This is a genomic window from Bradyrhizobium sp. GCM10028915, from assembly GCF_042666195.1.
GTDB lineage: Bacteria > Pseudomonadota > Alphaproteobacteria > Rhizobiales > Xanthobacteraceae > Bradyrhizobium > Bradyrhizobium canariense_D.
On the sequence record NZ_JBHTFN010000048.1, the window covers coordinates 99,705 to 111,661 of the forward strand.

The 11,957-nt window shown below is 60.6% G+C and carries 10 protein-coding genes; 9 read left to right on the forward strand and 1 reads right to left on the reverse strand.

Annotated features, from left to right (window positions below):
* Positions 1 to 875 precede the first annotated feature (875 nt).
* From ACFQX9_RS28440 to ACFQX9_RS28480, 9 genes are all read left to right on the forward strand, one after another.
* Positions 876 to 2,651 (forward strand): thiamine pyrophosphate-requiring protein, encoded by a 1,776-nt coding sequence (locus ACFQX9_RS28440; RefSeq protein ID WP_204512621.1) that lies wholly within the window; start codon positions 876 to 878, stop codon positions 2,649 to 2,651.
* Positions 2,652 to 3,749, forward strand: a complete 1,098-nt coding sequence (locus ACFQX9_RS28445; RefSeq protein WP_204512620.1) for an enolase C-terminal domain-like protein — start codon at positions 2,652 to 2,654, stop codon at positions 3,747 to 3,749.
* Between the two features lie 156 nt (positions 3,750 to 3,905).
* Positions 3,906 to 4,697 carry a hypothetical protein gene (locus ACFQX9_RS28450; RefSeq protein ID WP_231190086.1) on the forward strand — a complete coding sequence of 264 codons (792 nt, stop codon included), beginning with the start codon at positions 3,906 to 3,908 and terminating at the stop codon, positions 4,695 to 4,697.
* The gene (locus tag ACFQX9_RS28455; protein WP_377791182.1) at positions 4,690 to 5,358 is read left to right on the forward strand and encodes a gluconate 2-dehydrogenase subunit 3 family protein; all 669 of its coding nucleotides are present in this window, start codon (positions 4,690 to 4,692) and stop codon (positions 5,356 to 5,358) included. Before ACFQX9_RS28450 ends, ACFQX9_RS28455 begins: the two co-directional genes overlap by 8 nt.
* Positions 5,348 to 7,000: a GMC family oxidoreductase gene (locus tag ACFQX9_RS28460; protein WP_204512618.1), complete on the forward strand. Its 1,653-nt coding sequence runs from the start codon at positions 5,348 to 5,350 to the stop codon at positions 6,998 to 7,000. The genes ACFQX9_RS28455 and ACFQX9_RS28460 overlap by 11 nt, the downstream gene beginning before the upstream one ends.
* Positions 7,001 to 7,038: 38 nt before the next feature.
* Positions 7,039 to 7,482, forward strand: coding sequence for a PPC domain-containing DNA-binding protein (locus ACFQX9_RS28465; protein WP_204512617.1), 444 nt, complete (start codon positions 7,039 to 7,041; stop codon positions 7,480 to 7,482).
* 1 nt (position 7,483) lies between these two features.
* Complete coding sequence (locus ACFQX9_RS28470) at positions 7,484 to 7,858, forward strand: sensory rhodopsin transducer (protein WP_204512616.1); 375 nt, start codon at positions 7,484 to 7,486, stop codon at positions 7,856 to 7,858.
* Positions 7,859 to 7,913: 55 nt separating this feature from the next.
* Positions 7,914 to 8,960: an SDR family oxidoreductase gene (locus ACFQX9_RS28475; RefSeq protein ID WP_204514017.1), complete on the forward strand. Its 1,047-nt coding sequence runs from the start codon at positions 7,914 to 7,916 to the stop codon at positions 8,958 to 8,960.
* A 124-nt stretch (positions 8,961 to 9,084) separates the two neighbouring features.
* Positions 9,085 to 10,290, forward strand: coding sequence for an ABC transporter substrate-binding protein (locus ACFQX9_RS28480; RefSeq protein ID WP_377791183.1), 1,206 nt, complete (start codon positions 9,085 to 9,087; stop codon positions 10,288 to 10,290).
* Between the two features lie 226 nt (positions 10,291 to 10,516).
* On the opposite strand, the gene ACFQX9_RS28485 is transcribed toward ACFQX9_RS28480, so the two are convergent.
* Positions 10,517 to 11,620 carry a DNA topoisomerase IB gene (locus ACFQX9_RS28485; RefSeq protein ID WP_377791184.1) on the reverse strand — a complete coding sequence of 368 codons (1,104 nt, stop codon included), beginning with the start codon at positions 11,618 to 11,620 and terminating at the stop codon, positions 10,517 to 10,519.
* Positions 11,621 to 11,957 lie beyond the last annotated feature (337 nt).

An 11,957-nucleotide genomic window follows, 5' to 3' on the forward strand; every position in this document is an offset into this window, starting at 1 on the left:
GCCATCCGGTCGCACTCCCAAGGCTGGAAGTAACCAGGTCTCGGCGACACTGAACTTCACGTTCGGCTTTTGCGGGAGAGAGGACGTCGATATCGAGCGTTGCCATGAAGGGCTCCTTCCCAGCACCTCGTTTCGTTCAAGGGCTGGGCCCTGTCCCATGAATGCGTTGGTCGATTGAAGGTTTCGTATCTACGTTGGTAGACCTTAGATGCAGTGGTGGGGACTGCATAAACAGATGCAGGCCAACACAATGACCCCCATCCCTATGAGGGCCTTTTAGCTCGCAGGTGACGGAGCGAGCTCGCAAACTGCCATCCGCATCTGGATCACTAGATGTAGAGCGGAAGCTCGCCTCGTGAGCCATCGCGTCACAGATCGCCGCCAGCTTGCACGACCGGTGCCGGATCAATATCGACCATTGCTTCTACGTCTGTGCTGCTCGCACTTGAACACCCAATGTGCGTTCCCGTACCGAGTTCGTGGCTTGTCCCGGGCTGCGGCGCTGCCGCCTTGACTGGTGGATCGCTTGTCGCAGGTCAATTTGGAGGACTGTCGGCAGATCCTGTCGCCCGATTTGTCATTGAGCTGCCACTGATCTCAAGTCTGGAGTCGATCTTGTGAAGGGCCAAGCGCAGCGCTTCCTTACGTGACAGAAGCGAGACGAGATATGCAGGACGTCACCTCGTTGGCTCTACGTCCGAAATCCCGCCTGTCGAATCCGATTTAGCTCGTTAGGGGACTTCGTCGGCGCTTAGCGGTACGTGACCGTACAGACAGCGTAGCGCCCGTGACCAGCAGACCGAAACGTTAGTCTGTTTTTCACGTTGGTCTTTACATCGTCCGCTTGTGGCGGCGCCACCCCGAAGGCAATTCCAATGAACGTTAGCGATTTTGTTTGGCATCGGCTGTCCGAATGGGGCTTGAGCCGGGTTTATGGATACCCCGGAGACGGCGTCGGAGGTCTGGACGTCGCTTTAGAAGGCGCCAAGGACAAAATGGAGTACGTGCAGGTCCGGCATGAAGAGATGGCCGCCTTCATGGCCTCGGCGCACGCGAAGTTCACCGGTCAGGTGGGACTTTGCTACGCGACGTCCGGACCGGGTGCAATCCACCTGTTGAATGGCCTGTATGACGCCAAGATGGACCATGTTCCTGTGGTCGCTTTGGTCGGGCAGCAGGCGCGAAGCGCGATCGGAGCCAGCTATCAGCAGGAGGTCGATCTCCAAACACTCTTCCAGGACGTCACGGAGTACGTCGCGCAAGCGAGCGTCCCCGACCAGGTTCGCCACCTGATCGACCGGGCTGTTCGGATCGCGCACTTCAGACGCGCCGTTACGTGCGTGATCTTGCCGAAGGACGTGCAGGAGCTCGACTACAGCGATCCGCCGCTCGCACATGGCGCGACCCACACCGGGCTCGGCTATGCGGGGCCCGCCAAGATACCAAGCGAGGCCTTGCTCCGTGCCGCTGCTGACGTGCTCAACAGGGGCGACAAGGTGGCCATCCTGGTCGGCGCAGGCGCGCTCGAAGCAACGGACGAGGTCATCGCTGTGGCCGAGCGTCTCCAAGCGGGCGTCGCGAAGGCTCTGCTCGGAAAGGCCGCGTTGCCCGACGATCTGCCATTCGTGACCGGCTCTATCGGCTTACTCGGAACCAAGCCCAGTTGGGATCTGATGAAGAACTGCGACACATTCCTCATGGTGGGGTCCGCATTCCCCTACAGCGAGTTCCTGCCCAAGCCGGGAGACGCGCCTGGCGTGCAAATCGATATCGACGGCTCGCGGCTCAGCCTCCGCTATCCCATGGAGGTCAACATCGTTGGCGACAGCGCGGCAACATTGAACGCGCTGCTCCCCCTTCTTGACCGAAAGCAGGACTCGGCTTGGCGGCGGGACATCGAAAGCGGTGTGCGCGAATGGTGGGGCACGTTGGAACGACGTGCCATGAACTCTGCCGATCCGCTCAATCCACAGCGCGTGTTCTGGGAGTTGTCACCGCGGCTTCCGGATGATGCGATCATCACGGCCGACTCCGGGTCCGTGGCGAACTGGTATGCTCGGGATCTGAAGATCCGCCGCGGCATGAAAGCCTCGCTCTCGGGCGGATTGGCTTCACTAGGCGCGGGCACTCCTTACGCGCTTGCGGCCAAGATGGCCTATCCGGACCGGACCGTCATCGCGTGCATGGGGGATGGAGCCATGCAGATGAACGGGCTCAACGTGCTGATCACCATCTCCAAATACTGGAAGGAATGGTCGAATCCCCGACTCATCGTTCTCGTGCTAAACAACCGCGATCTCAATCAAGTCACGTGGGAAGAGCGCATCCAGCTCGGCTCCGGCAAGACGGAATCCACGCAGAGCATCCCGGATTTTCCATATCATCGGTACGCCGAGCTGCTCGGGCTGAAGGGAATATTTGTCGACAATCCGGACAGGGTCGGGGCCGCCTGGGATGAGGCCCTCGCAGCCGACCGTCCCGTGGTGCTGGAGGCCTACACCGATCCGAACGTGCCGCCCTTGCCACCGCACATCACGCTGAAGGACGCGAAGAACTTCATCAGCATGATTCCGTCAGAGCCTGAGCTCGGAAGCGTGCTCAAGAACAGCGCAAAGGAGCTGCTGACCAGTATCGTGCCTGGGAAGGAATAGATGAAGCCCGACATTCCCATCGACCGCCTGCGCGCGCGAGCGTTTTCCGTTCCGACCGATCGGCCGGAAGCAGATGGGACCTTCAGCTGGGATTCGACGACTCTTGTCGTCGTCGAGGCGTGGGCCGGCAACAAGAAAGGCCTAGGCTACACCTATTCGAGTGCGTCTATCGTCGGCCTGATCGACGCCGAATTGTATCCGTCGATCAAAGGTCAGGACTCGATGGCTCCTCAGAGCTCGTGGTCATCCATGCACCGTGCAGTGCGCAATCTGGGTCGAGAAGGACTCGCGGCGACCGCTATATCTGCGGTGGATGCGGCGCTTTATGACCTCAAGGCCCGGCTCCTGGAGATGCCATTAGTCGGCATGCTGGGCAGCTACCGGCTTCGCGTCCCAATCTACGGGAGCGGAGGCTTCACCACATATTCCGATGATGAACTTCAAGAGCAGCTCGGAGCTTGGGTCGCCGAACAGGGGTGCGCCTACGTCAAGATGAAGGTCGGCTCGCAGCCGAAACGCGACCCCGAGCGAGTGAGGCTCGCCAAGCAAGCGATTGGAGAACGCGCCAGTCTCTTTGTCGATGCAAATGGAGCATATACACCCAAGCAAGCGCTCGAGCTTGCAAACGCCTTCGTCCAGGAAAGCGTGAGCTGGTTCGAGGAGCCCGTCTCGTCGGATGATCTCGATGGTTTGCAAGCGGTTCGCGCGCGCGTCCCGGCTGGAATGGAGGTCGCGGCGGGCGAATACGCCTACACGGTGGACTACGTGCGGAGGATGCTCGCTGCGCGTGCGGTCGATGTGCAGCAGGCGGATATGACGCGCTGTGGCGGGATCACCGGTTTCCTCCAGATCGCTGCCGTGTGTGACGCATTTCACGTCGATTTGTCCGCCCATTGTGCGCCTTCGCTGCATCTGCACGCAGCCTGCGCTGCGCCGCGCTTGCGTCACCTGGAATGGTTCCATGACCATGTCCGGATCGAACACTTGCTGTTCGAAGGCGCTCCCGTCCCGAAGAACGGAGTCATCCGTCCCGATCTGTCGCGACCGGGAAACGGGCTGGCCTTCAAAGAGGCGGATGCCGCGCATTATGCTGTTTGAGTAAACCACATGACACGAACAACACAGTCAGCTTTCCAGTATGCTGCGGATGTCTCGCGTTCGCTGGCCCACCGGCCGGCAAGCCCGACAGGATCAGCAGTTCTCTCGCGACCGAACAAATCGACGCAGAAGAAGTCCGTAGTCGCGGCGCGCCGATTGAACCGCGCGGCCGGGGGCCTGGCAGCCTCGGTGCTCGCCGATAGCGCGGTCGAGCACTACCGCGGCTCCTTCAAGAACAAGGCCATGTTCGTGCCGCTCGTCGTATCGGCCGTGACGCTTGCGATGAGTGCCCACGGCACTGCGGACACGCGCCCGCTCGCTCATGGAGCGCGTGATACAACTTATCTATTGGCCGCCGCGACCGGTCTGATTGGGACCGGCTTTCATTTGTACAACGTGACGAAGAAGGTCGGTGGCTTCAGCTGGCAGAACCTATTTTATGGCGCGCCTGTCGGCGCTCCTATGGCGATCCTGCTCTCTGGCCTTTTGGGATATTGTTCGGAGCGCGTGCGCGAGAGCAAGTCACAAACAAGGCCCAAGGTCCTCTCGTTGCCAGCCGGTCGGACGATCGCGGCGGTGACCGCAGCTGGGTTGCTGGGGACGACGGGGGAAGTGGGATTGCTGCATTTCCGTGGGGCATTCCACAATCCGGTGATGGCCGTTCCGGTCACCCTGCCGCCGATCGGAGCCGGGTTGCTTCTGGCGGCATCAGCCGGCGCACGACGCCCACATCGGCTCGCGCGCTGGTGGATGCGACTGCTTGTAGGGATGGGCGTGGCAGGGGTCGGTTTTCACGCCTATGGCGTATCGCGGAATATGGGTGGCTGGCGCAATTGGAGCCAGAATCTTCTCAGCGGGCCACCGCTGCCGGCGCCGCCGAGCTTTGCCGGGCTCGCCGTTGCCGGTCTTGCGGCGCTCGATCTGATGAGGGAGTACCCTGATGCATGACAGGACGCGCCCTGTTACCTCAAGCGAGCCTTATCCCGACTACGACGTTCTGAACAAGTGTAGCGGACCATCATGGAATGACCAGACCCGGGCGGTCGTGGCGCGCCGTTTGGCGATTGCATCGGAGCCGCGGTTCTTCACAGTCCCCGAGTTCGAGACCGTTTCGGCAATCGCCGCCCGTATCCTCCCGCAGCCGGCCGATCGGCCGGGAGTTCCAGTTGCCGCGCTCCTCGACAGCAAGCTGCAGGAAGGTACTTGCGACGGCTATCGCGTTGCCGGAATGCCGCGAGACCGGGAAGCGTGGCGGCAGGGGCTGAAGGCCATCGATGCCGAAGCGCAACTGGCCTACCAGCGACGTTTCAACGAGATCACCGAAGCGGAGCAAGATGAATTGCTTCGTCGTGCTGAAGCTGGTGCGCTCACCGACTCGGAGTGGGGCACGATGCGCTCTGCGGACTTTTTCAAACGCAGATTATTACGCGACATCGTGCTTGTTTATTACGCACACCCGACCGCCTGGAGCGAGATCGGTTGGGGTGGACCGGCAAGTCCGCGCGGCTATGTGCGTCTTGATTTCAACGAGCGCGATCCCTGGGAGGCAGCTGAAGCAAAGCCGGGCGCTGAGGACAAGGCAGCGAGGATCAATCGCCATGTCCGATGACCCCCTGCAAAGTCCGCGTGCCCGGAACGGCCGCGCCCCGGATGTCTTCCGACCCGGCGCTTGGGTGCCGATGAAGCAGTACCGCGAGAACGAGGTTGTAGACTTCGCCATCGTGGGAACGGGGGCGGGCGGCGGCACGCTCGCGTGTAAGCTCGCCGAATACGGCTTCTCGGTCGTTGCGCTCGATGCCGGGCCATATTTTCGGCCACTCGAAGACTTTGCCTCCGATGAGTCCGAGCAAACCAAGCTTTATTGGACCGACGATCGCATCGTGGACGGGGCTAATCCGCTGCAGCTGGGCAGCAATAACTGTGGCAAGGCCGTCGGAGGCTCGACGGTGCATTTTGCCATGGTGTCGCTTCGCTTCCGACCCGAGTGGTTCAAGGCGCGCACGCTACTTGGCTACGGGGCCGACTGGCCATTGGATTGGCGCGAGATGTGGGACTATTACACCGAGGTCGAGCAGGCACTGAAGATATCCGGACCGATCAACTATCCCTGGGGGCCGCCGCGACCGCGGTACCCCTATCGAGCCCATCCGCTCAACGCGGCCGCGCGTGCACTCGCCAAGGGTTGCGACGCGATGGGGATCAAGTGGACCGAAACACCACTTGCCACTCTTTCCGCTCCCCGAGGTCTGGCGCACCCTTGCGTCTATCGCGGCTTCTGCGTCGCGGGGTGCTCGACGAACGCGAAGCAGAGCGCACTGGTGACGTGGATCCCGCGGGCGCTCGCGTCAGGCGCGGAAATCAGGGACCTTGCCATGGTCGGCCTTGTCGAGGTGGGCAGGACCGGTCTCGCCTCGGGCGTGCACTATCATCGTGACGGCAGCTGGCATTTCCAGCGTGCGCACAACGTCGTCGTCGCCGGGTATGCGATCGAAACGCCGAGACTCTTGTTCAATTCCGCGACGGACAAGTTTCCCGAGGGGCTTGCCAACAGCTCGGGTCTGCTCGGGAAGAACCTGATGGCGCAGTCCAATCAGGCAGTGTGGGGCGTGATGGCCGACGAAGTACGATCCTACAAGGGGCCGCCCTCGCTCGCGATCACCGAGCACTGGAACTACGAGGATAGGGGCAAGGATTTTTTTGGCGGTTACGCCTACATGAGCCAAGGGCCACTGCCGCAACTCTGGGCGAATACGCAGGCGAGCGCGCACGGCCTGTGGGGGCCCAGGCTCATCGCCGAAATGAAGAACTACAACCATGTCGTCGGTCTGAAGATCGTCGGTGAAATGCTGCCCCAGGAAAGAAACTGCGTCACCCTGACCGAGGAGGTCGACCAATACGGTTTGCGAATTCCGCGCGTGACCTACTCATGGTGCGAAAACGACAAGCGTTTGATCGATCATTCGCTCCGGTTCATGAGCCAGGCACTTCGAGCCGTCGATGCCAAGGATATCTGGATCCAGGAGGATGATACCTGCCACTTGAATGGCACTGCGCGAATGGGCACCGATCCTGGAACCAGTGTGGTGAACGCGGATTGCCGAAGCTGGGACATCCAGAATCTGTGGATCTGCGACGGTTCTGTATTTCCGACGGTTGGGGGAGCCAATCCGTCCTTGACCATTCAAGCGATCGCGTGCCGTACCGCCGACCGCATTCGCACTCTCGCGCGTCAGGGAGAGATCAGAATCTGAGCGAACGAGAGTATTTAACAAAAAATAGGTGAAACCCGATGAAGCACAAAATTCTCAGCAAGAACGCAGGCCAGCGAACCTTCGCGGTGGTGCTGGAGACGGGTGAAGAAGCAATGCATTGCTTGGCTGCACTGGCGAAGGAGCAACGTATCTCGGCTGCACAAATAACTGGGATCGGCGCCTTCAGCGAGGTCGTTCTGAAATACTTCGATTGGGAAAAGAAGGAGTATTTGGAGAACCCCCTCAACGAGCAGGTGGAAGTGGCATCTCTGGTCGGCGACGTCGCTCTGGCGCCCTCGGGCGAGCCGTCGATCCACGTTCATTTGGTGGTGGGCAAGCGCGACGGGGCGGCGCTGGCCGGGCATTTGGGATCGGGGATGGTCCGTCCCACACTCGAGGTCGTCGTTACGGAGAGCCCGACACATTTGCGCAAGAGAAAGGATGCTGAAACCGGCTTGGCGCTGATCAGGTTGGAGGATTGACATGCGAGAGCTCGGCTGCACCATTTGGGCGATCCCGGAGGGGTATATTCCAAGCGGTGGCGTTAGCGAGGCCCACGATCTCGTCTCGCACGAAACAGCTTGCTTCCTGAACGCGGGAGACCGCGATGCCGAGGTCAGGATCACGTTGTTCTTCGAAAACCGCGCCCCCGTCGGTCCCTACGTCCTGACCGTACCTGCCAGGCGAACGCTGCACATGCGCTTCAATGATCTTGCCGACCCCGCGCCCGTGCCACGTGACACCAGCTACGCCTCGCTCATCGAGGCGAGTGCACCGATTGTGGTTCAGCATACAAGGCTTGATTCGCGGCAGCCGGCAATGGCTTTGCTGACCACGGTCGCCTTTCCGGCGAACTAGCCAGGCGTGCATTCGCTTCAGTGCAATGAACATCAGGAGCCAAGCCGTGAATTATCTGCCAGTCAAGCCAAGTCAGGTGGTCGTCATCACCGGTGCGTCTGCAGGGGTGGGTCGTGCGGCGGCCCATCGGTTCGCGCAGGCGGGTTTCTCGATCGGGCTCATTGCGCGGGATGGAACAGCTCTCCAGGAAGTTCGGGACGAGGTGGAAAAGCTGGGAGGCCGAGCCATCGTTCTCCCTCTCGATGTCGCGGATGCCGAGGCGGTATTTGCGGCCGCTGACCGCGTCGCAGCAACCTTCGGACACATCGATGTATGGGTGAACGACGCAATGGTCACCGTCTTTTCGCCGTCGTGGGAAATGACACCTGATGAATTCCGCCGCGTCACCGAGGTGACCTATCTCGGATTCGTGCACGGCACGATGGCCGCACTTCGCCACATGCGACGGGCAAATCGAGGATCGATCATCCAGATCGGCTCGGCATTGGCCTATCGCGGCATTCCGCTGCAGTCGGCCTATTGCGGAGCCAAGCACGCCATCAGAGGCTTCACCGATTCCCTGCGAGCCGAGCTTATCCATGATCGGAGCGCCATCAATTTGACCATGCTGCAGTTGCCGGCCGTCAACACGCCGCAGTTTGACTGGGCTAGGGCCCATATGCGCCGGTCGCCGCGGCCGGTGGCTCCCGTCGTCGAGCCCGAACTGATAGCGGACGTCGTATTCGGGGCTGCGAACAAGCCGGCGCGGGAATATTGGATAGGCTTGAGCACCCTCAAGCTCATCTTGGGTAACATGATCATGCCCAAGTTCCTGGACAGCTATCTCGCGAAGGTTTGCATCGGAGGACAGCAGACTGAGCACCCGATCGGTCCCGACCGAATAGACAATCTCTACCAGCCCGTGCACTCGCTTCACCGCACGCGCGGCAGCTTCAGCGCGGAATCCGGGACCACGGCTCTTCTGGCACCTGGCTCCCTCAGTCGGTGGGTGCCCTACGCTGCGACGGTACTTGGAGGGGCCGCCCTCGGGTTGTTCTTTGTATTGAACAGGCCCCAAAAGCAGCTTCAGCGCCCAACGCAAAAGGCCGCTTCGCGGAGGTAGACACGTTCGGCAAGTAGTGTTGAGCCGGAATTCGGTCCGATGGTCTGGTTGATTTCACCGAGCACCGCCCCACGATGCGAAGTCTTAAGACCTCGCGCTGAAATCAAAAAAGGAGGAACGTAAAATGAAATACATTGCGGTAAGAACGTTTGAATTATTGCTTGCAGCGTCAATGGCGGTGACGACTGCACACGCGGCCGAAAACAAGGTTGTGATCGGCGATATAGACGACATGTCCGGCCTCTATGCCGACGTGATCGGCCCCGGCGGCGTCGAGGCGGCCAAGATGGCGATCGAGGATTTTGGCGGCAGCGTGCTAGGTAACAAGATCGAGATCATGGTCTCCGATCACCAGAACAAGCCCGACGTCGGAGCGCAAAAATTTCGCGAATGGGCCGATCGCGACGGCGTTACGATGATTCTCGGCGGATCGAACACGGGAGTTAGCCTGGCGATGAACAATGTGGCCAAGGAGAAGAAAATTCCGTTCATCGCTATCGGCGCAGCCGGCGCATCACTGACCGGCAAGGACTGCACACCCTATACGGTGCACTACGTCTACGACACGACGGCACTCGGCAACGGTACGGCCAAAACCATAGTGAAGCAGGGCGGTAAAACCTGGTTCTTCCTCACCGCCGACTACGCCTTTGGCACCCAGTTGCAGGAGTCCGCCTCGAAGGTCGTCGAGGCCAATGGCGGCAAGGTCACTGGCGCCGTGCGCGTTCCGCTCTCCACGTCGGATTTCTCGAGCTATCTGCTACAGGCGCAAAACGCGGGTGCGCAGGTGCTTGGACTGGCCAATGCCGGCAACGACTTCACTAACTCAATCAAGGCTGCCGACGAGTTCGGCATCGCCAGGACAATGAAGCCCGCCGCATTGCTCGCCTTCATCAGCGACATTCACAGCCTCGGTCTCAAGACCGCACAGGGCCTCTACCTCACCACGGGCTGGTATTGGGATCTCAACGACAAGACCCGCACCTTTGCCAAGCGCTACTATGCGAAGACGAAGCGCGAGCCCACTATGAATCAGGCGGGCTATTATTCGGCGACCATGACCTATCTCAACGCGGTCAAGGCTGTCGGCTCCACCAATTCAGATAAGGTGATGGCCGAGCTCAAGAAGATGAAGATCGACGACATGTTCACCAGCAACGGCAAGATCCGTGCCGACGGCCTGATGGAGCATGAGATGTATATCATGCAGGTCAAGAAACCCGAGGAATCCAAACAGCCTTGGGACTACTACAAACTGGTTCACACTATGTCGGGCGAAGAAGCATTCGGGAAGTTGTCCGACTCCGCCTGTCCGCTGGTTGCACACTGATAGTGGTGTTGCAATCGCTTGGTCGCAGGGAGGAGCGCACCCGCAGGTGCGCTCTTGTTGGAGTGCGGAATGCGAGCGCCTTTCCGCCGTTCACGCAGCGTTGCATATAACTCGGATCGCTGCGCCCCGCAAAACGCCACTTCCCGCTCTGCCGACGAGAGCACCTGCCGAGGCGTGCGCGCAGGCATCGAGGAGGACGCGGGCGTTCGGAGACTGGTACGCGAGGCTAGGCGGGCGCCTTCAGAGAATTGAGACGCTTGCGGAGAAATGCCAGCACCACGATCTCGTCGGGAGTGAGCTTGGCGTACTGGCGCTTGAACTTCTGCGCGATCTTGGCATCTATCATCTTCACGAGGTCACCAGACATGTAGGCGTTCAGGACTTCCGGATGCACGTAGCACTTGCGGCAGATCGCCGGTGTGTTGCCGAGCTGCTTCGAGACGCTTTCGATGGCGGAGACGACGTTGCGCTTCGCCTCGGCCTGGCTATCGTACTTCTTGAATTCGGTCAGGGCCAACGCTGCCAGAACCGTTCCCGCCCAAGTCCGAAAATCCTTGGCACTGAAGTCCTCGCCCGTGATATCCTTGATGTAGGCGTTGACGTCGCCGGAATCGACGGTGCGGGGCTGTCCGTCGTCGTCCAGGTACTTGAAGAGCTCGTGTCCGGGGATCTCCGCGCAGCGCTTCACGATCGCGGCAATCCGCTTGTCCTCGACGCGAAGCTTCCACTGTTTGCCCGACTTGCCCGTGAAGTCGAACCGAAGAACGCCGCGCCCGACCTCGACGTGCTTGCGGCGCATGGTGGTGAGCCCGTAGGACTTGTTTTTCTCGGCATATTCGGCATTGCCGACCCGGATCAATGTCTTCTCCAGAAGACTAACGATCGTGGCCAGCACCTTCTCGCGAGGCAGTCCGTCCCGCTTCATGTCGACGGCGACCCGTTCCCGCAACGCGGGCAGCGCGGCCGCGAACAGGATGATATGCTCGTACTTGTTTTGGTCTCGGAGCTCGCGCCACTTCGGATGGTAGCGATACTGCTTGCGACCCCGCGCATCGAGCCCGGTTGCCTGGATGTGGCCGTTCGACGACGGGCAGATCCACACGGACTCGTAGGCCGGCGGGATGCCGATTGATTTGATGCGTCGGATGACGGCGGCATCGGTGATGCGCTTGCCGTCCTTGTCGTAGTAGCTGAAAGTGGTTCCAGTCCGCTTGCGCGTGTACCCCGGCGCGGAGTCGCTGACATACCGGAGGCCTTCTTCCGCGATGGTGGCCGCGACCTCGGCGGTGCGGTCCAGAACCTCTTCTTCGTTGCTGGTTTGTCGGAGCATGGGCCGGTCCCCTCGGAAGCACCCTGGGATCGAGGCTCCACTCATTCTAAAGGGATGAAGACACCGGTTGGTTCCGCTCGGAGGTCGGTGGACGCGAGGCGGGATCAGTGGCCTCCAGAACAGCGGGACCTCAGATGGAGAGCCGGTCCGGTTCTTTCGACAAGGCGCTGCGCAGTCGATGACGGCATGGTCTAGCTTCAGACAATCGCCACAAATTTCACCGACACGCTTCTCGCAGTCAATCTTCAGGAAGGCCGCCATGTCCCAGTATTCACTCGATGAATTGCGGCGGCGCTATGTCGTCGAGAAAAGACCGCTCGAAGCCAGCATCGAGCAG

Coding starts and splice junctions, on each gene's coding strand:
- ACFQX9_RS28440 (WP_204512621.1), top strand. CDS start 876: ATGAACGTTAGCGATTTTGTTTGGCATCGGCTGTCCGAATGGGGCTTG.
- ACFQX9_RS28445 (WP_204512620.1), top strand. CDS start 2,652: ATGAAGCCCGACATTCCCATCGACCGCCTGCGCGCGCGAGCGTTTTCC.
- ACFQX9_RS28455 (WP_377791182.1), top strand. CDS start 4,690: ATGCATGACAGGACGCGCCCTGTTACCTCAAGCGAGCCTTATCCCGAC.
- ACFQX9_RS28460 (WP_204512618.1), top strand. CDS start 5,348: ATGTCCGATGACCCCCTGCAAAGTCCGCGTGCCCGGAACGGCCGCGCC.
- ACFQX9_RS28465 (WP_204512617.1), top strand. CDS start 7,039: ATGAAGCACAAAATTCTCAGCAAGAACGCAGGCCAGCGAACCTTCGCG.
- ACFQX9_RS28470 (WP_204512616.1), top strand. CDS start 7,484: ATGCGAGAGCTCGGCTGCACCATTTGGGCGATCCCGGAGGGGTATATT.
- ACFQX9_RS28480 (WP_377791183.1), top strand. CDS start 9,085: ATGAAATACATTGCGGTAAGAACGTTTGAATTATTGCTTGCAGCGTCA.
- ACFQX9_RS28485 (WP_377791184.1), bottom strand. CDS start 11,620: ATGCTCCGACAAACCAGCAACGAAGAAGAGGTTCTGGACCGCACCGCC.